General features: G+C 71.0%; 15 protein-coding genes. 9 read left to right on the top strand and 6 right to left on the bottom strand.

What is annotated here, in order from left to right:
* The first annotated feature begins 13 nt into the window (after positions 1-13).
* Both ACFY60_RS15960 and ACFY60_RS15955 read left to right on the top strand, forming a co-directional pair.
* On the top strand, positions 14-1,663 hold the full coding sequence (locus tag ACFY60_RS15960; protein ID WP_388614335.1) for a glycoside hydrolase family 27 protein: 1,650 nt from the start codon (positions 14-16) through the stop codon (positions 1,661-1,663).
* Positions 1,664-1,681: 18 nt separating this feature from the next.
* Positions 1,682-2,806 carry a ricin-type beta-trefoil lectin domain protein gene (locus ACFY60_RS15955; protein WP_388614332.1) on the top strand — a complete coding sequence of 375 codons (1,125 nt, stop codon included), beginning with the start codon at positions 1,682-1,684 and terminating at the stop codon, positions 2,804-2,806.
* 50 nt (positions 2,807-2,856) lie between these two features.
* Here ACFY60_RS15955 and yicI read toward each other — a convergent pair whose 3' ends face one another.
* A complete protein-coding gene (gene yicI / locus ACFY60_RS15950; protein ID WP_388614330.1) occupies positions 2,857-5,139 on the bottom strand; it encodes an alpha-xylosidase in 2,283 nt (760 codons plus the stop codon).
* An 873-nt stretch (positions 5,140-6,012) separates the two neighbouring features.
* On the opposite strand from yicI, the gene ACFY60_RS15945 reads away from it, so the two are divergent.
* The 6 genes from ACFY60_RS15945 (at position 6,013) to ACFY60_RS15920 (ending at position 14,803) form a co-directional block, all read left to right on the top strand.
* Positions 6,013-7,689, top strand: coding sequence for an extracellular solute-binding protein (locus ACFY60_RS15945; RefSeq protein WP_388614327.1), 1,677 nt, complete (start codon positions 6,013-6,015; stop codon positions 7,687-7,689).
* A complete protein-coding gene (locus ACFY60_RS15940; protein WP_388614324.1) occupies positions 7,689-8,741 on the top strand; it encodes an ABC transporter permease in 1,053 nt (350 codons plus the stop codon). Before ACFY60_RS15945 ends, ACFY60_RS15940 begins: the two co-directional genes overlap by 1 nt.
* Positions 8,738-9,664 carry a carbohydrate ABC transporter permease gene (locus ACFY60_RS15935; protein ID WP_388614321.1) on the top strand — a complete coding sequence of 309 codons (927 nt, stop codon included), beginning with the start codon at positions 8,738-8,740 and terminating at the stop codon, positions 9,662-9,664. The genes ACFY60_RS15940 and ACFY60_RS15935 overlap by 4 nt, the downstream gene beginning before the upstream one ends.
* A 103-nt stretch (positions 9,665-9,767) precedes the next feature.
* The gene (locus ACFY60_RS15930) at positions 9,768-11,975 is read left to right on the top strand and encodes a 1,4-beta-glucanase (RefSeq protein ID WP_388614319.1); all 2,208 of its coding nucleotides are present in this window, start codon (positions 9,768-9,770) and stop codon (positions 11,973-11,975) included.
* Complete coding sequence (locus ACFY60_RS15925) at positions 11,975-13,942, top strand: beta-galactosidase (RefSeq protein WP_388614316.1); 1,968 nt, start codon at positions 11,975-11,977, stop codon at positions 13,940-13,942. Before ACFY60_RS15930 ends, ACFY60_RS15925 begins: the two co-directional genes overlap by 1 nt.
* A 144-nt stretch (positions 13,943-14,086) precedes the next feature.
* Positions 14,087-14,803 carry a hypothetical protein gene (locus tag ACFY60_RS15920; protein WP_388614313.1) on the top strand — a complete coding sequence of 239 codons (717 nt, stop codon included), beginning with the start codon at positions 14,087-14,089 and terminating at the stop codon, positions 14,801-14,803.
* 181 nt (positions 14,804-14,984) lie between these two features.
* On the opposite strand, the gene ACFY60_RS15915 is transcribed toward ACFY60_RS15920, so the two are convergent.
* The 4 genes from ACFY60_RS15915 to ACFY60_RS15900 form a co-directional block, all read right to left on the bottom strand.
* A complete protein-coding gene (locus ACFY60_RS15915; RefSeq protein WP_388614312.1) occupies positions 14,985-15,998 on the bottom strand; it encodes a LacI family DNA-binding transcriptional regulator in 1,014 nt (337 codons plus the stop codon).
* Between the two features lie 174 nt (positions 15,999-16,172).
* Positions 16,173-17,687 (bottom strand): glycoside hydrolase family 43 protein, encoded by a 1,515-nt coding sequence (locus tag ACFY60_RS15910; RefSeq protein WP_388614310.1) that lies wholly within the window; start codon positions 17,685-17,687, stop codon positions 16,173-16,175.
* A 54-nt stretch (positions 17,688-17,741) separates the two neighbouring features.
* The gene (locus ACFY60_RS15905; protein WP_388614307.1) at positions 17,742-19,877 is read right to left on the bottom strand and encodes an alpha-galactosidase; all 2,136 of its coding nucleotides are present in this window, start codon (positions 19,875-19,877) and stop codon (positions 17,742-17,744) included.
* A 302-nt stretch (positions 19,878-20,179) separates the two neighbouring features.
* Positions 20,180-21,010: a helix-turn-helix domain-containing protein gene (locus ACFY60_RS15900; RefSeq protein WP_388614305.1), complete on the bottom strand. Its 831-nt coding sequence runs from the start codon at positions 21,008-21,010 to the stop codon at positions 20,180-20,182.
* 139 nt (positions 21,011-21,149) lie between these two features.
* Between ACFY60_RS15900 and ACFY60_RS15895 the strand changes: the two genes are divergently transcribed.
* Complete coding sequence (locus ACFY60_RS15895; protein ID WP_388614302.1) at positions 21,150-22,343, top strand: Gfo/Idh/MocA family protein; 1,194 nt, start codon at positions 21,150-21,152, stop codon at positions 22,341-22,343.
* Here the strand turns inward: ACFY60_RS15895 and ACFY60_RS15890 are convergent.
* Positions 22,336-23,208, bottom strand: a complete 873-nt coding sequence (locus ACFY60_RS15890) for a helix-turn-helix domain-containing protein (RefSeq protein ID WP_388614724.1) — start codon at positions 23,206-23,208, stop codon at positions 22,336-22,338. The two genes, ACFY60_RS15895 and ACFY60_RS15890, sit on opposite strands and share 8 nt — an antisense overlap.
* Positions 23,209-23,259 lie beyond the last annotated feature (51 nt).

Below are 23,259 nucleotides of genomic sequence, written 5' to 3'. Positions count from 1 at the left end.
AAGGAAGAATCCCGTGGTTCCCCTGTACCGACGATTACCGCGCCTCCTCGCGGCCGCCGCGCTGACGCTCGCCGCCTGCGTCACCACCGTCACCGCCCCCACGAGCGCCGAGGCCGCGCCCGGCAGCCCCGCGCTCACCCCTCCGCTGGGCTGGAACAGCTGGAACAGCTTCGGATGCGGGATCACCGAGGCGCAGGTCCGCCAGGCCGCGGACACGATGGTGTCCTCGGGAATGCGGGATGCCGGATACCGGTACGTGGTGGTCGACGACTGCTGGTTCGACCCGCAGCGCGACGCGGCCGGCAACCTGCGGGCCAACCCCACCAAGTTCCCGAGCGGCATGAAGGCGCTCGGGGACTACATCCACGGCAAGGGCCTGAAGTTCGGCATCTACCAGGCCCCCAACGAGAAGACGTGCGCCCAGGGGGTGGGCACCTACCCCGGCTCCACGGGCAGCAAGGGACACGAGAGGCAGGACGCCGCCACGTTCGCCTCCTGGGGCGTGGACTACCTCAAGTACGACTGGTGCTCCGGCAGCGGCACCCTCGGCGAGCAGATCGCACAGTTCACGCTCATGCGCGACGCCCTGCGCGCCACCGGCCGCCCGATCGTCTACAGCATCAACCCCAACAGCTTCCACGCCCCCACCGGCGCCACCTACGACTGGGGGCAGGTCGCCGACCTGTGGCGGACGACCGAAGACCTGCTCGACATCTGGCAGAACAGCAACACCAACAGCTACCCGATGGGCGTCGGCAACGTCCTCGACATCACCGCACCACTGGCCGCGCAGTCGGGTCCGGGGCACTGGAACGACCCCGACATGCTGGTCGTCGGCCGCCCCGGCCTGTCCCTGACCGAGTCCCGCACCCACTTCGCCCTGTGGGCGCTGCTGGGCGCCCCGCTCATGGCCGGAAACGACATCCGTACCATGTCCGCCGACGTGAGCGCCATCCTGCGCAATCCCTGGCTGATTGCCGTCAACCAGGACGCGCTGGGGGCGGGCGGACGCAGGGTGCGTGACGACGGCGACACCGAGGTGTTCGCCAAGCCCCTGTCCGACGGTTCGGTCGCCGTGGGCCTGCTCAACAGGGCAGGAAGCCCCAGGACCCTCACCACCACGGCCGCCCAGGTCGGCCTCGCCGGGCAGTCGTTCACCCTCACCGACCTGTGGACCGGCGGCACGTCGAGCACCTCCGGCCAGATCTCCGCGAACGTGCCCGCGCACGGTGTCGCCGTGTTCCGGATGACCGGGGGAAGCCCGCTGGCCGCCACCACCGCACGTCTGCGCGGCACCGGATCAGGCCGCTGCCTGGACGTGGACCGCGCCTCCACCGCGGCCGGGACGAAGACGCTGGTCTGGGACTGCCACACCGCCGCCAACCAGCTCTGGACCACATGGGCCGGTGGCGAGATCCGCGTCTACGGCGACAAGTGCCTCGACGCCTCCGGCCAGGGCACCACCAACGGCACGCCGGTCGTCATCTGGCCCTGCAACGGTCAGGACAACCAGAAGTGGACCAGGCAGGCCGACGGGTCGGTGCGCAACGTCCACGCCGGTCTGTGCCTCGACGCGGACGGGGCCGGCACCGCCAACGGGACGCCCGTCGTCCTGTGGACCTGCAACGGCCAGAACAACCAGAAGTGGACCACTCTCCCGTAACGCGAGAAAGGAAAGCGCATGAGCAAGTCCTGGACGCGCCCATGGGTGACGCTGGTCGCCGCCGCGCTCGGGGCGGCCGGGGTGACGGCGGCAGGGGCGGCACCGGCCTCCGCCGCCCCTGCCGCCCCCGACACGCCCCTGCGGGTCATGCCGTTGGGCGACTCGATCACCTGGGGCGTGGGAAGCAGTACGGGCAACGGCTACCGGGGCCCGCTGTGGGACAGGCTCGCGGCCGACGGCCACCCGGTGGACTTCGTGGGCACGGGACGGGCCGGGTCGATGTCCGACCCCGACAACGAGGGCCACTCCGGATACCTCATCGAGCAGATCGCCACCCTCGCCGACGCCGCGCTGACCCGCTACCGGCCCAACGTCGTGACGCTGCACATCGGCACCAACGACCTGAACAACTCCCACCAGGTCCCCACCGCCACCGCCCGGCTGAAATCCCTGGTCAACCAGGTCACCGCCGCCGCCCCCGACGCCACCGTCCTCGTCGCCTCCCTGGTCGTGTCCACCAGCGGATCCGAGGAGCAGTACCGCGCCGCCTACAACCGGGCCGTTCCCGGCATCGTGAGCGAGGCACAGGCCGCGGGCAAACGCGTCGCGTACGTCGACATGAGCGGCCTGACCACGGCCGACCTGGCCGACGCCCTGCACCCCAACGACGCCGGCTACCGGAAGATGGCCGACGCCTTCCACCGCGGCGTCCGGGCCGCGGACGGCGCGGGATGGCTGAGGAACCCCGCCCCCGCCCCCGCACGCGTACAGTCCGGCATCACCGGCAAGTGCCTGGACGTGAGCGGCGCCGGCACCGCCGACGGGACCGCCGTCCAGACGTGGAGCTGCGGCGGCGGCGCCAACCAGTTCTGGTCCGCCTACACCGACGGCACCCTGCGTTCCCTCGGCAAGTGCCTCGACGCCGCCGGCCGGGGTACCGCCAACGGCACCAAGGTGCAGCTCTGGGCCTGCAACGGCGGCGCCAACCAGGTCTGGCAGCCCCACAACGGCGGCTACCGCAACCCCGCCTCCGGCCGCTGCCTCGACGTCCCGGGCTCCTCCACCGCCGACGGCGCACAGCTCCAGCTGTGGGACTGCCACAACGGCCTCAACCAGAAGTGGACCGCCCTGACCGCCGGCTGACCGCCGCTCCCGGGATCCGGGCCGTGATTGGGCTCGGATCCCGGGAGAGTTCAGGCCGGGTACGGCAGGTCGGCCTCCGGGGTACCGGCCGGCCACGTGTGCAACGTCGCGTTGGGGCCGCCGAGCCGCAGCTGCCAGGCGTGCGGGCTGTCGGTGGTCACGTGGAGGCGGTCGCCGGTGCGGCGCACATGGAAGCGGGCGGACTCGGCGGGGCCGTCGGCGCACGGGATCACGACGGTGCGCTGCGCCCCGTCGGCGAACGCGTGGATCCGTAGTTCGACGCCGTCCGCCCAGGCGGAGACCGGGCGCTGGTCGTCCGCGGCGAACGGGATGACGGAATCGGGGCGGGCGAGCAGCGGCAGGGTGTGGAAGCCGTGCTGCTCGCGCACCCACCGGGGGCCGGTGACCTGGGCGCCGGTCAGGACGTTGGTCCACGTCCCCTCGGGCACGTAGTGGTCGACCGTGCCGTCGTCGGTGAAGACAGGGGCGACGAGCAGGTCGTCGCCGAGCATGTACTGCCGGTCGAGCGTGGCCGCCGCCGGGTCGTCGGGGAACTCCAGCACCATCGCGCGCATCACCGGGACACCGGTGGTGTGGGCCTGCTGGGCGGCCCGCTGGAGGTACGGGGCGAGACGGTGCTTGAGCAGGGTGAACTCGCGGGTGACCTCGACGGCCTCGTCGCCGTAGTCCCACGGCACGCGGTAGGACTTGCTGCCGTGCAGGCGGCTGTGCGAGGAGAGCAGGCCGAACTGCACCCAGCGCTTGAAGACGGTGGGGGTGGGGGTGCCCTCGAAGCCGCCGATGTCGTGGCTCCAGAAGCCGAAGCCGGACAGGCCGAGGGAGAGTCCGCCGCGCAGGGACTCGGCCATGGCGTTGAAGTGGGACTCGCAGTCGCCTCCCCAGTGGACGGGGTACTGCTGGCCGCCGGCGGTGGCGGAGCGGGCGAAGAGCAGCGCCTCGCCCTCGCCGCGTACCTCGCGCAGGAGCTCGAAGACGGCTTCGTTGTAGAGGTGGGTGTAGTAGTTGTGCATCCGTTCGGGGTCGGAGCCGTCGTGCCAGACGACGTCGGTGGGGATGCGCTCGCCGAAGTCGGTCTTGAAGCAGTCCACGCCCGTGTCGAGGAGGGTGCGGAGCTTGTCGGTGTACCAGGCGCGGGCGGCGGGGTTCGTGAAGTCCACCAGTGCCATGCCGGGCTGCCACAGGTCCCACTGCCACACGCTTCCGTCCGGGCGGCGCACCAGGTGGCCCTCGCGCATGCCCTCCTCGAAGAGGGCCGACTTCTGCGCGATGTAGGGGTTGATCCAGGCGGAGATCCGCAGCCCCCGCTCCTTGAGGCGGGCAAGCATCCCGGCCGGGTCGGGAAAGGTGGCGGGGTCCCAGTCGAAGTCGCACCACTGGTAGCCGCGCATCCAGAAGCAGTCGAAGTGGAACACGCTCAGAGGGATGCCGCGTTCGGTCATGCCGTCCACGAAGCGGTTGACGGTGGCCTCGTCGTAGTCGGTGGTGAAGGAGGTGGTCAGCCACAGGCCGAGCGCCCAGGCGGGCGGTAGCGCCGGGCGGCCGGTGAGGGCCGTGTAACGCTCCAGGACCTGCTTGGGGGTGGGACCGTGGATGACGAAGTACTCCAGGGTCTGGTCCTCGACGCTGAACTGGACCTGGCCCACCGCCTCCGAGCCGATCTCGTAACTCACCTTGCCGGGGTGGTTGACGAAGACGCCGTAGCCGCGGCTGGTCAGGTGGAAGGGGACGTTCTTGTACGCCTGCTCGCTGCTGGTGCCGCCGTCCGCCTGCCAGATGTCCACGGACTGCCCGTTCTTGACGAACGGGGTGAAGCGCTCGCCGAGTCCGTACACCAGCTCGCCGACGCCCAGGGCGAGTTGGCCCAGCATGTGGTGACGGTCGGCGGCATCGGTGACGAAGCCGGTGCCGCGCTCGCCCACGGAGGTCAGCACCCGGCCGCCGGCGCAGAACTCCAGGTGCCACGGCTGGGAGGTGTCCACCCGCAGGGACAGCTCACCCGCGTCGAGCTCGACCGTCGAGCCGTTCCGGTGCACCGTGCCCACGTCCGGTCGCGCGCCGGGCAGTGCGAATTCCGGACCCCGGCGCACCGAGCCGGCGTGGTGGGTGGCACGCACCCCGATCACGCCCTCGGCCGGTGACCAGCACTCGACCGTCAGCAGCGCGCTGTTGAGCGTGTCGCCACGGCCGCGCACGTGCTTCACCGGCGCGTAGAGGGTGACCCGGTGCTCGTCGGCCCGGACCTCCGCGACCTCGGTGGCGTAGCGCGCGGTCACTCCGGGACGCATCAGCCAGTAGCCGTCGGTGAACTTCATCGGGTGGTTTCCTCCGTCCGCGCGCGGTGCGCGGTGATCAGGCCCCGGTACCAGGGGTGGCTGTCCTTGGGCGTTCGGGTGAGCGTCCACCCGGCCGCGACGGCATCCGCGACGGCGCGGGGTGGCCGGCCGGATCGGCACTCCGTTCCGGGGCGTGAGGCACGCCGTCGGGGGCGAGGGCGTCGTCCTCGGCCGAGCCGTTCCCGGTGATCCGGACCGGTGGGAGGCTCGGGTGGCGGGACGCGGGACGCGGGACGCGGGTCGCGGAGGAGCTCCGTGAGCGCGACGGGCCGGTCCACGGTGGTGGGTGAAGCGCTTCGACGCTGCCACTCCGGCCTTGTGGTGTCAATGCCGTGCAGGAAAGAGGAGTGCCTTGCGGAGGCCCTCCTTCCTTGTCAGGTGTTCCTCATGGCGTACAGGTCTGCGGGAGGCGGCCGGCGGGGGAGAGGCCGCCCGCGACCGCCACCACGTCCGCCTGCGAGGCGACCGGTGCGCCGGGTCCTCGCCGCTCTCGGAGATCTGCGCGTCTCCCGTCGGCAACCTTCAGGCCATCGGCGGCGACAGAGAGGGGGTGACGCGTACCGATGCGCCGAAGGAGGTGGCCGTTCTCGTGCGGTTCCCGCCGGAACGTCTCGTGCAGCAGGTCGTACGGGGAGGGGCCCCGAGCGTCTCCTGCTCCTCGGGGGAATCTTGGAACCGACTCTTGTGCGCCCATGGGTGTTCACTTAACCTCACTGCAACATCGAAGCGCTTCGACTACGTATCGCGCAGCAGTGGTCGGATTGCCGCTTTCAGCTCAGCCAGTTCCCGTCACGACACCACAGCCGACGGCCCCCCGCCGGGTGTCCAGGTGCGCCACGAAGGGTTGACGCAATGACGCCGAATGCCGCCTCCTCCGGGCCGAGCCGGAGAAGTTTCCTCGCTTCCACGGCGGTTGCCACCGCAGCGGTGGCCGGGGGAATGCCACTCCTCGCCGCCTGCAGCGATGCGGGGAGCGGCGGGTCGCGAGAGGGCGCCACGTCGGGCAAGGCCGCGGACAAGCTGCTCCCGGCCTACGTCGCCAGCACGGTCGCCAGGCCGGACATTCCGTCGAAGAACGGCTCGTCAGCGGGTTACACCAGCAAGGTCGATCTCGCGACCCTCGTCTCCTCGGCCCCGAAAAGGCTCGGTACCGGCGCTCCCATCGAGATCATGGCCCCGCTCTGGGGCACCCCCCCGAAGCCCGATTGCGCGTACTACACGGCGCTCGACGCCGCGGCGGGTACCAAGATCACCTGGCAGAACCAGGACGGCAACACCTACGGCGAGAAGCTCGGTGCCGTTCTCGCCTCCAGCTCCATACCCGACATGGTGGTCGTGCCGAGCTGGGAACTGGTCGGCAAGATCTCGAGCGCGGTCACCGCCAAGTTCATGGATCTCGGCCCCTACCTGGCGGGCGACAAGGTCAAGAAGTACCCGAACCTGGCCGCGATCCCGACCGACTCCTGGCGCATGAGCATCTTCGGTGGCGCGCTGCGCGGTATCCCGATGCCCGCCGCCGCGGTGCCCAACATCGTGCCCTTCTACCGCAAGGACATCTTCGGCAAGAAGGGATACACCGTTCCCACGTCGGCCGACGAGTTCCTGGACTGGGCCAAGGAGGCCACCAGCGCCAAGGCCAAGGTGTGGGCCTGTGGTGACATGCGGTGGACGGCGGCAGGCGTCTTCGGGGTCCGCCCCTCCGGGTCGCTCGGCTGGAACATCGGGGCCGACGGCAAGCTGACGTACCGCATCGAGCACCCCGAGTACCTCGAACACCTGGAGTGGGTCCGCAAGCTGTTCGCCGCGGGCGTCGTCCATCCCGACGACAAGGCGAACACGGGGAACCCGAGCCAGCGGTTCACCTCCGGACAGATCCTCGTCTACAACGACGACATGTCCTCCTGGTACGGCAAGACCGCCGAACAGGCCGCGTCCAACCCGGACTTCGAAATCTCCGGCATGGACTACTTCGGCGCCGACGGCGGCAGTCCGACGCTGTACCCCAGCCAGCCCGCCGGAATCTGGTCGATGATCCGCAAGGGCGCCTCGAAGGAGACGGTCGAGAACGCGCTGGCCGCCGCCAACTTCGCGGCGGCGCCCTACGGCACCAAGGAGCGGATGTTCGTCGACTACGGCGTCGAGGGCACCCACTACACGGTCGAGAACGGCGCCCCGGTCAAGAACGATCGGGGCGTCCAGGAGGTGAACAACGCCTGGGTGCTGCTGGCGGCCCCGGCCCCCTACACCGCCCACCCCGACCTCCCCGACATCACCCGCATGCAGGTCGAGTGGCAGCAGCGGCAGGGTGCCTTCGTCAAGAAGACGTCCACCTACGGCATGAACATCGTCGAGCCGACGCGGTACGCCACCCTCTCCAGCCAGTTCGAACAGCTGGAGATCGACTTCGTACGCGGCAACAAGAAGCTCTCCGACATCCAGCAGGCCATCTCCACCTGGAAGTCCTCCGGAGGCGACAAGCTGCGCGACTGGTACAAGGAGCTCCTCGACAAGAACGGCAGCGGCATCTGATGTCCGTCACGGCCGGGAGCAGGCCCGACGGGACGCGTCCCCCCGCGGCCGTCGAAGAGCCAGGTGCCGCGCTCGCCGCGGCCACCGTGAAGGAGAGCCTGCCGCGCAGGCCCGCCAAGGCCGGCAAGGTTCCCTTCCGGGTCCGGTGGCGCCGCGACCGCGCGCTCGTCCTGATGACGCTGCCGGTCATCGCCCTGCTCCTGCTCTTCAACTACGTCCCGCTGCTCGGCAACGTCGTCGCCTTCCAGGAGTACGACCCGTACGTCTCCGGCAACGGCATCACAGCGGTCTTCCACAGCCCGTGGGTGGGCGTGGAGCAGTTCTCACGCATGCTCGACGACCCGCTGTTCTGGAGCGCCACGAAGAACACCATCGTGTTGTTCGTGCTCCAACTGGTGCTGTTCTTCCCCGTCCCCATCGTCCTCGCGCTGGTCATCAACAGCGTGATCCGGCCTCGGGTGCGGGCCGTCGCGCAGGCGATCATGTACCTTCCGCACTTCTTCTCGTGGGTCCTCGTCGTCACCGTGTTCCAGCAGATCCTCGGCGGCGCGGGCATCATCGCGCAGACCCTGGAGAAGCACGGCTGGAGCGGTTTCGACCTGATGACCGACGCGGACCTCTTCAAGTACCTGGTCACCGCGCAGGCCGTGTGGAAGGACGCCGGCTGGGGGATCATCGTCTTCCTCGCGGCGCTGTCCGCCGTCAGCACCGACCTGTACGAGGCGGCCGCCATGGACGGCGCGGGACGCTGGCGGCGCATGTGGCACGTCACGCTGCCCGCACTGCGCCCGGTGATCGCCCTGCTCCTCGTCCTCAGGGTGGGCGACGCGCTGAGCGTCGGATTCGAGCAGTTCCTGCTCCAGCGGTACGCGGTCGGCGCGGGGGCCAGCGAGGTCCTCGACACGTACGTGTGGAACATGGGTATCCAGAACGGCGACTTCAGCTACGCGGCCGCGGTCGGCCTGGCCAAGGGACTCATCGGAGTCTGTCTCGTCCTGGGCGCGAACAAGTTCGCCCACCTGCTGGGCGAGCAGGGGGTGTACAAGAAGTGAGCCTCAACACGCAGCTCATCCGCAGCCTCAAGGCCCCCGCCCGCCCGGTGTGGGAGGAGCCGCCGAGCAAGGCGGGACTCACCGCCAAGGGCGGCTTCCTCCTGCTCTGCTGTCTGGGGGTGCTCGGTCCGCTGTGGATCGTGATCGTCACCAGCCTCTCCCCGAAGCCCGTGATCGACCGGGCCGGCGGCCTCGTCGTGATCCCCCAGGGCATCACCTTCGTCAACTACACGGAACTGCTCAGCGGAGGCCAGGTCAGCCGGGCGATCATGGTCTCGGTCGGTGTCACGCTCTTCGGCACGCTGTTCTCGATGACGGTGTCGGTGCTGGCGGCGTACGGCCTGTCGCGGCCGGGGAGCCTGGGCCACCGATTCTTCCTGATGGCCATCATGGCGACCATGTTCTTCGGGGCCGGCCTCATCCCGACGTACCTTCTGGTGCAGTCGCTGGGCCTCACCGACACCTATCTGTCACTGATCCTGCCGAGTGCCGTCAGTGTCTTCAACATCCTCGTCCTGCGGGCCTTCTTCATGGGGATCTCCCCCGAACTCACCGAGTCCGCCCGCATCGACGGGGCCAGTGAGACGCGCATCCTGCTGACCATCATCATGCCGCTGTCGCGCGCGGTGCTGGCCGTCATCTCGCTGTTCTACGCGGTCGGGTACTGGAGCGCCTGGTTCAACGCGTCCATCTACCTCAGCGACCAGCAGATGATGCCGCTGCAGAACGTGCTCATCCAGCTGGTCCAGAAGAACACCGAGGCGCCGACCGGCCTCCAGCAGGCGGTCCGCACCGGCCAACTCTCGGCCCTGGGGCTGCAGATGGCCGTCATGGTCCTCGCGCTGATCCCGGTCGCGGTGGCCTCCCCGTTCGTCCAGCGGCACTTCAAGAAGGGCATGCTCACGGGAGCGGTCAAGGGCTGACGCCCTCGGGTCGCGCCCACGCGGCGGAGCCGCGCATGGCTGCGGCCCCGCGCCCCCGATCCCCGCTCGAATCCCCCCTTTCGTCTCAGGACCGAGGTATGTCATGAGTACGTTCCACCTCAGCAGGCGCTCCGTTCTGGCCGCTTCCGCCGTCGCCGCCGCGGTCGTCTCCCTGCCCGTGGTTCCGGGGCAGGCGCAGGCCGCCGCCAGGAGCGGCTACCGGTGGCGCGGCGCCGTCATGGGCGGCACCGGTTTCATCAGCGGGGTGCTGTTCCACCCGTCGGTGCGGGGGCTCGCCTACGCCAGGACCGACATCGGGGGCGCCTACCGCTGGGACGACCGCACCGACCGCTGGATCCCGCTGACCGACCACCTCGGCTGGGACGACTGGAACCTCCTCGGCGTCGAGGCCATGGCCGTCGACCCGACCCACCGGAACAGGCTGTACCTGGCCCTCGGTACGTACACGCAGCCCTGGGCCGGCAACGGGGCCGTGCTGCGGTCCGAGGACCGGGGCGCCACCTGGAAGCGCACGGACCTCACCGTGAAGCTCGGGGCCAACGAGGACGGGCGCGGATGCGGTGAACGACTTCTGGTCGACCCGCGGAACTGCGACACGCTGTGGCTCGGCACCCGGCACGACGGGCTGCTCAAGTCGACGGACCGAGGGGCCACGTGGCAGCCCGCCGCCTTCCCGGCCACCCCGAGCGCCACCGGCCAGGGCATCACCCTCCTGGTCGCCGCGGGCCGTACCGTCTACGCCGGCTGGGGCGACTCAGACGGCACCGCCGCCCGGCCCAACCTCTACCGCACGTCCGACGGAAAGACCTGGGAGCCCGTCCCCGGCCGGCCGACCGGCACCTCCGCGAAGGTGCCGGTCCGCGCCGCGTACGACCGCCTCACCCGCGAGCTGTACGTGACGTATGCCGACGCCCCCGGCCCCAACGGGCAGTCCGACGGCAGCGTGCACAAGCTGCGGACGACGGACGGGAAATGGACCGAGGTCACCCCCGTGAAGCCCGGCGGGGTGACGAGCGACGGCGGGCTCGACGCCTTCGGCTACGGCGGCGTCGCCGTCGACGCCCGGCGGCCGGGGACGCTCGTCGTGTCCACCAACAACCGCTGGGCCGAGATCGACACCGTCTTCCGGTCCACCGACGGCGGCCGCACCTGGACGTCCCTGAAGGATGCGGCCGTCTTCGACGTCTCCGAGACCCCTTACCTCAAGTGGGGTGGTGACACGCCCAAGTTCGGCTGGTGGATCCAGGCCCTGGGACTCGACCCGTTCGATTCCCGGCACGTCGTCTACGGCACCGGCGCGACCCTGTACGGCACGCGCGACCTCAGGCGCTGGGCGCCGCAGATCCGCGGCCTGGAGGAGACCGCCGTCCTCCACCTGATCTCGCCGCCGGTCGGAGAGGCGCATCTGATCAGCGGAAACGGCGACATCGGCGTGATGTACCACGAGTCGCTCACGGCATCCCCCTCGCGCGGCATGGCGTCGAATCCCGTGTTCGGTTCGACGACGGGACTCGCCCAGGCCGCTGCCCGGCCCTCGTACGTCGTCCGCACCGGCTGGAGCCAAAGCGCCAACGGTGCCTGGTCGGACGACGGGGGACGGACCTGGTCGCCCTTCGCGTCACAGCCGGCCGCCGCCAAGGACGCGCCCGGCCCGATCGTCACCAACGCCGACGGCGGCGTCCTTCTGTGGTCCCTCGGATCCTCGAACGGCATCGTCCACCCGGCGTACCGCTCGACGGACAACGGCGCCACCTGGTCCGAGGCCACCTCCGTACCGAAGGGCGCCGTCCTGGTCGCGGATCCCGTGGACCCGACGCTCCTCTACGCCTACGACACGGCCACCGGCACGGTCCACGCGAGCACCGACAGCGGCCTGACCTTCACCGCCACGGCCACCGGCCTGCCCTCGGGTGACGCGCAGTTCCAGCTGACCGCGGCACCGGCACGCTCCGGTGATCTGTGGCTCAGCGCGAAGGAGGCCGGCCTGTACCGCTCCACCGACAGAGGCGCCACCTTCACCAAGGTCGGCAGCTGCCGGTCCTCGCACACCCTGGGCTTCGGCAAGGCCGCCCCGGGCGCCACCTACCCGGCGATCTACATGGTCGGCGCGACCCAGGGCCTCAATGCCGTCCACCGCTCCGACGACGAGGCGAGGAGCTGGGTGCGGATCAACGACGACCAGCACCAGTGGGGCTGGATCGGCCGGGTCATCACCGGTGATCCGCGCGTGTACGGCCGGGTCTACCTCGGCACCAACGGGCGCGGCGTGCAGTACGGGGAGCCCGCCTGATGCCCGGCCTGAGCGACGCGACCCGCGGCCGTCTGCTCTTCGGCGGCGACTACAACCCGGAGCAGTGGCCCGAGGAGACCTGGCACGAGGACGTCCGGCTGATGAAAGCGGCCCGGGTCAACTCGGTCACCCTCGGCGTCTTCTCCTGGTCGACGCTGGAACCGGAGCCCGGCGCGCGGGAGTTCGGCCGGCTGGACAGGCTGATGGACCTGATGCACGACAACGGCATCGGCGTCGTCCTCGCCACCCCGACCGCCTCGCCCCCGCCCTGGATGGGCCGCCTGCACCCGGACACCCTGCCCGTCACCGAGGACGGCCGCACCGAGTGGTGGGGCGGCCGGCAGCACTTCTCGCACTCCAGTGCCACCTATCGGCGCTACGCCGCCGCCATCACCGAGGCTCTGGCCGCCCGCTACGCCGGCCATCCGGCGCTGACGATGTGGCACATCAACAACGAGTACTGCACCTTCGACTACGGAGACGAGGCCGCGGCGGCCTTCCGCCGCTGGCTGCGCGGGAGGTACGGCACCCTCGACGACCTCAACGAGGCCTGGGGCACCGCCTTCTGGAGCCAGGGTTACGACACCTGGGACGGCATCCTGCCGCCCCGCCTGCCCCACTACATGCGCAACCCCACCCAGGTGCTGGACTTCAGGCGCTTCACCTCCGACATGCTCCTGGAGTGCTACGTCGCCGAGCGGGACATCGTCCGCCGCCACACCCCGGACACCCCGGTCACCAGCAACTTCATGCCGCTGTGGATGGGCCAGGACGCCTGGCGCTGGGCCGAGGAGGAGGACGTGGTCTCCGTCGACATCTATCCGGATCCGCGCGACCCGCTGGGCGCCCAGAGCGGCGCCCTCGTCCAGGACATGACCCGCTCCCAGGCGCGCGGGCCGTGGATGCTCATGGAGCAGGCCGCCGGGCCCGTCAACTGGCGGGGCGTGAATCACCCCAAGCCCCGGGGCCTCAACCGGCTCTGGTCCCTGCAGGCCGTGGCCCGGGGCGCCGACGCCGTCTGCTACTTCCAGTGGCGGCAGTCCCGGCAGGGCGCGGAGAAGTTCCACTCCGGCATGGTCAGCCATGCCGGGGCGGACGGCCGGACGTACCAGGAGGTGAAGCGGCTCGGCGCGGAGCTGGAGCGGATCGCCGCCGAGACGTCCGGCCGGACCATCACCGCGGACATCGCGATCCTGCACGACTGGCACGCCTGGTGGGCCGGCGCCCAGGACGGCCGCCTGTCCCGCCAGGTGGACCATCCGGACGTCCTGCGCGCCTGGCACCGGGCCCTCTGGCAGGCCCACCTCACCACCGACTTCGCCCACCCCGAGCACGACCTGACGCCGTACTCGGTGGTCGTCGTGCCCCAGCTCTACGCGCTCACCGACGCGGCGATCGACAACCTCCTCGCCTACGTCCGCCAGGGCGGAACCCTCGTCTGCGGCTTCCAGACGGCCGTCGCAGACGAGGACGACCGGGTCCGCCCCGGCGGCATGGACGTCCGGCTCCGCGAGCTGTTCGGCATCCGCACCCTGCACGAGTGGTGGCCCCTGGACCCGGGGGAGACCGTCGCCTGCGAGGGCTTCAGGGCGTCCCTGTGGTCCGAGGAACTGGAGGCCGACGGGTCCGCCGACGAGACCGTGCCGTACAAGGGCGGCGAGCTCGACGGAATGCCCGCCGTCCTGCGCAAGGGCCGGGCCTGGTATCTCTCCACGCTCCCGGAGCCGGAGGCGCTGCGCGACCTGCTGGCCCGGATCGCCGCCGCCGCCGGCGTCCGGCCGGTGCTCGACGGCCTCCCCGGGCAGGTCGAGGCCGTCCGCCGGGGCGAAGCGCTGTTCGTGCTCAACCACGGCCGCGAGCCGGTGACCGTCGAGGTGCCCGGCACCCACCACGATCTCCTCACCGGGACGTCCGTCACCGACCGGGTCACCCTCGACCGCTACGGCGTGGCGGTGCTCCGGCCCTGATCCGAACCGCCCGCGCGCGTATCGACGTCAGGATTTCTCCCCGGCGGCACCGAGTTGATCGATCCCGTCGCCGGAGAGGACCACGTCCTCGGCATGAAGGCGTGGTAACACCCCCACATTTCCCCCACCCGTGGAAGGGACACCATGGTCAAGAGCGCGATACGCAAGGTCACCATGGCGGTACTGGCGCCGGCGATGGCTCTCGGCGCCACCGTCGGACTCGCCTCCGCCCCCGCTTCGGCGGCAGTCTGGAACTCCTGCGACCGCTGGGGCAACACCAGCCTGAACGGCTACAGGCTCTACAACAACATCTGGGGCTCCGGCGCGGGCAGCCAGTGCCTGTGGGCCAACTCCGGAACCAGCTGGGGCGTCTGGGCCGACCACCCCAACACCGGCGGCATCAAGTCCTACCCCAACTCGACGAAAACGATCAACAAGAGGATCGACTCCCTCGGTTGGCTCACCAGCACCTACAACGTCAGCGTCCCGTCGTCCGGCGCGTACAACACGTCGTACGACATCTGGGACACCGACCACCAGTACGAGATCATGCTCTGGGTCAACGACACCGGAGCGGTCGGCCCGATCGGCACCTGGCAGGCCAACGTCTCGCTCGGCGGCCACAGCTGGAACGTCTACAAGGGCTCCAACGGGTCGAACCAGGTGTTCTCGTTCCTGCGGACGTCCGACTCCCACTCCGGCACCGTGGACATCAAGCCGATCCTCCACTGGATCGCGTACACCAAGGGCTGGATGCCCAGCAACGAGACCATCGGTGACGTCCAGTTCGGCTATGAGATCACCTCGTCGTCCGGCGGGCTCAACTTCAACACCAACAACCTCACGATCAACGGCGGCTGATTCGGCATCAGGTCCGGGGCCGGTCCGCGTCCTCGTCGGGCGCGGCCGGCCCCCGCCCCAGGCAGCGCCGACGGCCGCGTAGAGCGTCGGGGCGCCGACGGCCGGATCGGAGCCCAGCCAGGAGTACGGCATGTCCACCAGCAGATGGCGAGGGTGCGGACGGTCCGTCCCCGGGCCGTGGTCAGGCGGCGGCGGGTGCCGCCCCCGTACTCGCCCGCACCGTCAGCTCCGGTGCGATGAGGGAGACCTCGTCGCTCCCGTGGCCGTCGATCTTGGCGACCAGGCGCTCCACCGCCTGCCGGCCCATCTCCTGCGCGGGGATCGAGACCGACGTCAGTGGCACCGAGGCCTGGACGGCCACCTGTTCCGGGCAGATCGCGACCACCGACACGTCCTCGGGGACGGCGCGGCCCTGCCGGCGCAGCAGGGCGAGCAAGGGCTCGACCGCCTGCTCGTTCTGCACGACGAGGCCGGAGGTGCCCGGGCGCTCGTCGAGGATGCGGGTGAGGGTGGCGGCGATCGCGTCGTAGCCGCCGCCGCAGGGCCGGTGCAACACTCCGACGCCCAACTCCCTTGCGCGCGACAGGAGTCCGTCAACGGTGCGCTCGGCGAAGCCGGTGTGCCGTTCGTAGACCGCCGGGGCCTCTCCGATGACGGCGATGTCGCGGTGGCCGAGCGCCGCCAGATGCTCGACGCACAGCGCGCCGGTCGCCCTGAAGTCGAGGTCGACGCAGGTCAGTCCCCAGGTGTCGGCGGGCAGTCCGATCAGCACGGAAGGCTGGTCGGCGCCGCGCAGCAACGGCAGCCGCTCGTCGTCGAGTTCGACATCCATGAGGATCATCGCGTCGGCGAGGCCACTGCCGGTGACACGGCGGACGGCTTCGGGCCCCTCCTCGCCGGTCAGCAGCAGGACGTCGTACCCGTGCGCCCGGGCCGTCGTGGCGACCGCGATGGCGATCTCCATCATCACCGGCACGTACATGTCGGTGCGCAGGGGGACCATCAGCGCGATGATGTTCGACCTGCTGCTGGCCAGCGCCCGCGCGCCCGCGTTCGGGTGGTACCCCAGTTCGCGGATGCTCCGCTCGACCTGCAGCCGGGTCGCCACGGAGATGGGCCGCTTGCCGCTGAGGACATAGCTCACCGTGCTCGCCGACACTCCGGCGTGCCGGGCGACCTCGGCAAGGGTTACCATCAGCTCTCCCAGCCCTGTGAAGCGCTTCGATCAGGCGCGCGTATCGCTCCTGCGTGACACGTACGTCGACCCTATCTCCGGCGCAGTGCCGTGTCCATCCTCTGTTGAAGCGCTTCAATGGGACTGCGCGGTCCCGCTCGCGGTGCGGGGCGGCGAGGGGAGGGTGCCGGCCGTTCAGCCGTCGAGGGGCTCGTAGTCGAACCAGTCGAAGCGAACGGTGCCTTCCGCGGCGTACATGCCGATGACCCGGCCCGTGAAGCCGCCGGCGACCTCGGTCGACAGGTAGCGGCCGTCGAGGGTCGCGAGCTCCGTGCACGCGCCGTCGGGCTGCTCGACACCGAGGGAGACGACGTCGGGGCCGGTGCACGGTCCGTACGGACCCGGCGGCTCCGTGATGGTGACGGAGAGGATCACCGGCCCGGCGGGCACGGACCGCACGGCCACCACCGTGCGCAGGGAGCCGACGCGCGCGATGACCCGGGCCTCCGAGCCGGACACCTCGATCGCGTAGTGGTGCCGCTCGTCGAGCCGGACGGCGAGGCCACCGCTTCCCTCCGAGGTGTCGACCAGGGTGCGTGCCCGGCAGGCCAGGTGCTGCTGGCGCCGGCCGGTGAACACCACGTCGGGCTCGTCCAGGGAGCTTCCCCGCGCGCGGAGCGTCAGCCAGCCGGGGCGCTCCTGGGTGGTGCAGTGTTCGGCCGGCCGGTCGCGCAGGGAGATCCAGGCCGGTCGCAGTGCGGCGAGGTCGAAGTCGTCCCGCCGCCCCTCGGCCGGGCCGGGGGAGAGCGGCCACGGGAGGTCGGGCAGGTCCAGGGCCACCTCGCCGACGACCGGCCACTCGTCCACCCAGGTCACGGGGGCCAGGAAGGTCTCCCGGCCGAGCACGTGCCAGCCGGGCGTGCCGCCGCCCGGTCGGACGCCGAGCAGCACCATCCACCAGGAGCCGTCGGGGCCTTGGACCAGGTCGGCGTGCCCGGTGTTCTGGACGGGGTGGTCGGTGCCGCGGTGGGTGAGGATCGGGTTGGCCGGGCACGGCTCGAACGGGCCGGTGGGCGTACGGCCGCGGGCGATCGAGACGCCGTGGCCGCGCTCGGTGCCGCCCTCGGCGATGAGGAGGTACCAGAAGGCGCCGATCCGGTACAGGTGCGGCGCCTCCGGGGCCTTGGCGCCGGGCCCGCCCGACCAGAGCCGGTGCGGTGTTCCGTACGTCCGCCCGGTGGACGGGTCGAGACGGACCTGCGAGACCCCGGCGACCGTGCACCAGCAGGTGCCGTCCTCCTCCCACGCCAGGTCGGGATCGATGCCGGGGACGCCCGGCGCCCGGATGGGGTCCGACCACGGTCCGGCGGGGTCGGTGGCCGTGACGATCAGGTTGCCGCCGCCCTCACTGCAGTTGGTGACGATCAGCCAGAAGCGGCCGTCGTGGTGGCGCAGGGTGGGGGCGTAGATCCCGCCGGAGGACGGCATGGAGGTGGGCAGACGCAGCTGGTCCGGCCGGTCCAGGGCGTTGCCGATCTGCGTCCAGTGCACCAGGTCGCGGCTGTGGAAGAGGGGTACGCCGGGGAAGTACTCGAAGCTGGAACAGGCCAGGTAGTAGTCGTCGCCGACGCGGCAGACGCTGGGGTCGGGGTGGAAGCCGGGGATCACGGGGTTGGCGAAACGCTGGTCCCGTCGGCGCGGTGATGGCACCCGAGAGGTCCTCTCGTCGGTTCGTGAGGGAGTCGTGGCGTGGCAGGGGGTGGTTCAGGGAGCGCCGGGGGCCGTGGGGACGATGCGGAGCAGGACGGCGGACGGCGCGGTGGGCAGGGTCAGGCTCAGCTCGGCCGTGCCGGGCTGCCAGATCGCTTCGGCCCGACCTGCCGAGGGATAGAGCAGGTCGACACGGGCGGCCGTGTCCCGCAGGTGGGGCAGGTGAAGCGTCGCCGTGGCGTCGGTTCCCGGGCGGCGCCAGGCCGTGAGGTACGTGGTGGCGGGCGTGCGCATGGCCAGGGCGATCCAGGGGGCCTCCCAGGCGGGGAGGCCCAGGGGCCAGGACGGCACGGCGTGCGGCAGGTCGGCGCGGATGGCCTTGTACACCGCTACCGCCTCGTGGACCAGGGCGCGGGCCTCCCGGTCGAGCTCGGGAAGGCGGCCGGAGAGATGGATCCGGCCGAGCAGCGCGCTGGTCATGGTGAAGGCCACCTCGTCGAGGGAGTCCTCCGGCCGGGGGTATGCCCAGACGGCACCCTGTTCGGGGGGGACGGCGGTGGGCGCGGAGGCCGCGATGGGGGCGTAGAGGTGAAGGTTCTGCTGGTCGCTGGTGGACTGCAGCTGCAGCCGGGAGAGCATGGCGTCGTCCCAGCGCATGCCGCCGGAGGCGCAGTTCTCCACCACCAGGTGCGGGTGCCGGTCGAGGACGCCGTCGAGCCAGTCGAGGTGCGCCCGGTTGTGACCGAGCAGGCCGTCGCCCGGGGTCTCGCCGGGGTGGGCGCTGGTGCCGGAACCGGGGTCGATGTTGTGGTCGAGTTTGAGGTAGCCGACGCCCCACTCGCCGACCAGACGGTCCACGACCCGGTCCAGATGGGCACGGGCGGCCGGGTGGCGCAGGTCCAGGTGGTGCCGGCCGGTCTCCGTGACGCGGACGCCGTCGCGGCGGAAGAACGCCTCGTCGGGCAGGGACGTGGCCATGGGGCTGTGGACGCCGACGACCTCCGGCTCCAGCCACAGGCCGGGAACCATGCCGCGTCGGCGGATGTGGTCCAGTACCTCGTGGATTCCCTTCTCGCCGGGGAAGCGCGAGGCGGCCGGCTCCCAGGCGCCGACGCTGGTCCACCAGCCGCCGTCACCGTCGTCGTACCAGCCCGCGTCGATGACGAAGTGCTCGGCGCCGGCCTCGGCCGCCGCGTCGATCAGAGGCAGCAGCTTGTCGGTGGTGGGGTCGCCCATCAGGCAGTTCATGTAGTCGTTGAAGATGACGGGCAGGCGCTGGTGGTCGGTATGAGGGCGGCGCCGGGCGCGGCGGTAGCGGGTCAGCGCGGCGAACGCGGAGTCGGGGCCGCCGTCGGCGCCGAAGGCCAGCGCGGCGGGTACGGTACGGAAGACGGCGCCGGGCTCCAGGGCGTGCCGCCAGCCGTGGTGGGTGCTGGTGGGCCCGAACAGGGCGGCGTAGGCGGCTCCGTCGTGCTCCTGGCACTCCCAGCGCCAACCTCCGCCGTTGTGCTCGACCTGCCACACCCAGCTGCGGCCGGTGCGCCGGTCCGTCAGGCCGCCCATGGGCAGGTGCCCGCAACTGGACCAGGTGCCCTGCCCGTTGAGGGCGAAGCCGGCCTTGCCGTGCCCGTACGTCACGCGTCCGCTCACGCCGGGTGCGGTCCGGCGCATCGGCTGCCGCTGCCAGCGGCACTCGGCGAGCCAGTCGTTGTCCGCCCACAGCAGGTCGGCGGCGTCGACGGCCGCCGGTGTCCGTGGGGTGAGGCAGCCCACCACGAGCGAGCTGACCGACTCCAGGTGCAGGGTGGTCCGCCCTTCGTTGCGCAGCGTCACTTCACTGCGGAGCGCGGGGATGCCGTCCGGCGACCGGTAGGTCACCTCCGCGACCAGCCCGGTTTCCGGGTCGTGGAGACGCACGGCCAGCGTGTGCCAGTCGCCGTCGCGGCCCGCGCGGTGGGACAGGTGACGCAGCCGCCCGCCGAGAGCGGTGCCGATCAGGCGGCTGCCGGACCAGTCGCGGCCGTGGCCCGCGGCCGTCACCTCCACCAGGGGGAGGGAGGCGCCGGGGACTCCCCGCGCCTCGCCGGGCGGTCCGAGGTGCGTGAGGCGCGGGCTGCCGTCGTCATCGAGGACGAGGTCGAGGCGAAGGGCCTCGTGCCCCCAGTGGAAGATCCCCTGTTCCTTGGTCATGGCGGCCCTTTCGAAGTCGGTGCCGGGCGGTTCCTCGGGTACGGGGTGCCGAGTCGTGCTCCGACCGGTCTGTGCGGGTCCGGAGGCGGCGCGAGGGCGGAGTGCTCCGTGAGTTGCTCCGGATCCCGGTTCGCGACCCCGGGGGCTGGACGGCGGCGGCGGGTCGACTGTCGAAGCGCTTCACTCCCCGCCCGTAAGGTAACGGACAGGTTTCGAGAGAGACAAGGGGCCCATGCTGGCGAAGCGCTTCGACCCCGTGCCTCACCGTCATGCGCCGTGGCGTCGGGCCGTCGCCGGGTGGGTCAGAGCCCGCGTCCGTACCGGAAGCGTGCCGGGGTGGTTCCGCACGCGTCGGTGAAGACCCGGTAGAAACGGCTGACCGAGCCGAAGCCGGCGGCCGCGGCCACCTGGTTCACGGGAAGGCCGGTGCTCACCAGCAACCGGCGTGCCTCGGCGAGCCGGTACAGCTTCACGTAGTCGCCGATCGTGGTACGCACGACCTTGCGGAACTGCGTCATGGCGTAGGCCGGGTGGACATTCGCCGCCGCCGCGACGTCGGCGACGGTGATCGGCTCGCGGAAGTGGTGTGCGATGTACCGCGCCATGGACACCGCCTGGCGCAGGGCCGGATCGTCACCGGCGGGCCGATGTGCCGTATCGCCGGCCGTGGCCCGTGCCAGGCGCCGGACGCGCGCTTGTATCTCCAGCATCGCGATGCGGTGCAGTTCGTCGTCGCCCGCGGCCAGGTCCGCGGCCCACTGGGTGAACTTCGCCGGATCGCTCGCGTCGGCACGGGCCGCGGGAGTGATCATCGGCACGCCCGCGAGCACACGGGCGAGCAGCGGTCGGGGCAGCCCCCAGGCGAGGAACTGGTCGAAGGGCACATGCAGCCAGTGGACGCACGTCGCCCGGCTCGCCACCAACTGGTGCGGGATCGCCGCCCAGAACACGGCGAGTCCGCCCACCGCGACTTCGAGGAGTTCGCCGCCGTAGAGATAGAGCATCGACCCGCCGCCGGCCACGAAATTGATCTCCAGGTCGTCGTGCCGGTGCGCTGCCGCCATCAGCGTCGGGCGCCCGGACCACCCGCGCAGGTAGGAGGGTTCGTCGACCAGAGCACCCTGAGGATCCAAGAAGTTCTCGCTTCGAAACGGCGCAGACATCGCGTGTCCTCGGATCCTATCGTCGGGAAGCAGTGCCGCGGCCCGCACCGTCGTGCGACCGGTACCAGCTCGCTCGCACCCACTCCTACGTTCCTGATGGAGATTTCGCGTGTTCTCACTCGGCATCGTCGGAGCCGGCCAGTTCGCCGGTTCGTTCGCCAAACTCTGGCGCCTGCACCCGGACGTCGGTGACATCAAGGTCACCGACCTGATCCCGGAGCGCGCCGAACAACTCGTCACCGAGCACGACCTCGCCGGTACGCTCCCCTCCTTCGAGGACATGCTCGACTCCGATCTCGACGCCGTCGCGCTCTTCACCCAGCGCTGGACCCACGGCCCCCTCGCCGCGCAGGCGTTGCGTGCGGGCAAGGACGTCTACAGCGCGGTGCCCATGGGCGTCACGGAGGCCGAGATCGAGGACATCATCGCAGCGGTCGAGGAGACCGGCCGGATCTACATGATGGGCGAGACGAGCTACTACCACCCGGCGACCGTCCACGCGCGCGCCCAGATCGCCGCGGGGGCGTTCGGCCGGATCTTCTACGCGGAGGGCGACTACGTCCACGACATGGACTGGGGCTTCTACGACGCGTACAAGTACAGCGGTGGTGAGAACTGGAAGGCCGCCGCCAGCTACCCTCCGCTGCTCTACCCCACGCACTCGATCGGCGGAGTCCTCGGCGCCTGGCAGACGCACGCCGTGAGCGTGTCGGCGATCGGCGTTCCGGACGAGCGCGGCGACGGCGTGTTCGATCGCGAGATCAGCCAGTTCGACAACGACTTCTCCAACGCGACCGCCCTGTTCGAAGTCGCCGGTGGCGGCAGCTTCCGCACGAACGAGTTCCGCAGGGTCGGATACATCGGCAAGGAGTCACGCTTCCGCTACTTCGGCACGGAAGCAGTCCTCGAACAACTCGGGTCGGTCAGCCTGTGGCAGGACAAGAAGGGCGAGCGCGACATCACCGCACACCTGCACGCCGCACCCACCCTCACACCGGACGACCCGGCGCTCTCCCACGTCGCCCCGGAACTGCGCGACGCCTTCACCTCCGGTACGGCACCCGTGCACGACCGCTCCCGACTCCCGCGCGAGTTCGCGCACGCGCCCAACGGCCACGAAGGCAGTCACCACTTCCTCGCCGACGACTTCGCCCTCGCGGTCACGACACGTACGCAGCCGGCGCTGCACGCGTGGACCGCCGCCCGCTACACCCTCCCCGGCATCGTCGCCCACCAGTCCGCCCTCCGGGCCGGCGTGCGCCTCCCCGTCCCCGACCACGGGGACGGTCCCCGTTTCACGTAGCACCACCCGGCCGTTCCGGGCGGGAGCCGATCGAGTGAGGCGGGCCGCCGACGGTCCCGATCCACCGAGCCGGGTCGTCGTGACGCGGGGCGGGACCGGCGGTACGGACGCCGCGGGGTGAGGCCCCGAGCTCCCGGCGGCAGGCCTTGTTGAACGCCTGGAGGTCGGGGATGCCGACCGAGGCGGCGACGGCGGGGATGGAGAGCGTGGTGGCCCGCAGGAAATGGCGTGCGCGTTCCATCCGGCGGGCCCGGATGTAGCCGACGACGGTCTCCCCGGTGGCGGCGCGGAAGAGCCGGGTCAGGTGGTTGTGGGACACACCGACGGCCTTCGCGATCTCCGGCACCGTCAGGGACTCCGCCAGCCGCTCCTCGATCAGGGCCGTCGCGGCCGCCACCGCCGGATGTACGGCCCGGGTGCTCGGCTCCCGCGGCGGGGAGAGTCGTGCGATCCGCCACAGGGCGGCCCACACCTCGGCGGTGGCCCTGGCCGGGGTGTTCGGCCAGGCGGCCAGTGCCTGCCGCAACTGCGCGGTGAGCGGGGCGAGCTCGGGTCCGGTGCCCTGGATCACGGGAATGCTGTGGGGCGCTCCCGCCGAGCCCAGGCGGAGGTGGGCGTAGAGGTGTTCGGAGCGGCCCCGGTAGCGGTAACGCACCTCGGTTCCGGGCGGCACCAGGCTGACCCGCCCGGGACGGATCGCGTGCTCGGTGCCGTCGACCGTCAAGTCGGCGTCGTAGCCGTACAAATGGAGCTGCCACAGGTCCGGCAGCGAGAACACGTCCACCTGGCCGGCCGGACCGTGCAGGCCGATACCGAGGGCGGCGAGAGTGGGGGGCTCGTCGAGCTGGACGAGGACCGTCTGCATGGGCACGTGTTCTACCACGGCGGGCGCGGCCGCTCCCGGGGCGCGGCCGTC

This window comes from Streptomyces sp. NPDC012827, assembly GCF_042900905.1.
Classification (GTDB): Bacteria; Actinomycetota; Actinomycetes; order Streptomycetales; family Streptomycetaceae; genus Streptomyces; species Streptomyces gulbargensis.
The sequence above is the reverse complement of the archived record's forward strand: the minus strand, read 5'-3'. Positions and strand labels throughout refer to the sequence as shown.

Excerpts from the sequence above, each read along its gene's own strand:
- ACFY60_RS15955 (WP_388614332.1), top strand. The coding sequence starts at position 1,682 with ATGAGCAAGTCCTGGACGCGCCCATGGGTGACGCTGGTCGCCGCCGCG.
- yicI (WP_388614330.1), bottom strand. The coding sequence starts at position 5,139 with ATGAAGTTCACCGACGGCTACTGGCTGATGCGTCCCGGAGTGACCGCG.
- ACFY60_RS15945 (WP_388614327.1), top strand. The coding sequence starts at position 6,013 with ATGACGCCGAATGCCGCCTCCTCCGGGCCGAGCCGGAGAAGTTTCCTC.
- ACFY60_RS15940 (WP_388614324.1), top strand. The coding sequence starts at position 7,689 with ATGTCCGTCACGGCCGGGAGCAGGCCCGACGGGACGCGTCCCCCCGCG.
- ACFY60_RS15930 (WP_388614319.1), top strand. The coding sequence starts at position 9,768 with ATGAGTACGTTCCACCTCAGCAGGCGCTCCGTTCTGGCCGCTTCCGCC.
- ACFY60_RS15925 (WP_388614316.1), top strand. The coding sequence starts at position 11,975 with ATGCCCGGCCTGAGCGACGCGACCCGCGGCCGTCTGCTCTTCGGCGGC.
- ACFY60_RS15920 (WP_388614313.1), top strand. The coding sequence starts at position 14,087 with ATGGTCAAGAGCGCGATACGCAAGGTCACCATGGCGGTACTGGCGCCG.
- ACFY60_RS15915 (WP_388614312.1), bottom strand. The coding sequence starts at position 15,998 with ATGGTAACCCTTGCCGAGGTCGCCCGGCACGCCGGAGTGTCGGCGAGC.
- ACFY60_RS15905 (WP_388614307.1), bottom strand. The coding sequence starts at position 19,877 with ATGACCAAGGAACAGGGGATCTTCCACTGGGGGCACGAGGCCCTTCGC.
- ACFY60_RS15890 (WP_388614724.1), bottom strand. The coding sequence starts at position 23,208 with ATGCAGACGGTCCTCGTCCAGCTCGACGAGCCCCCCACTCTCGCCGCC.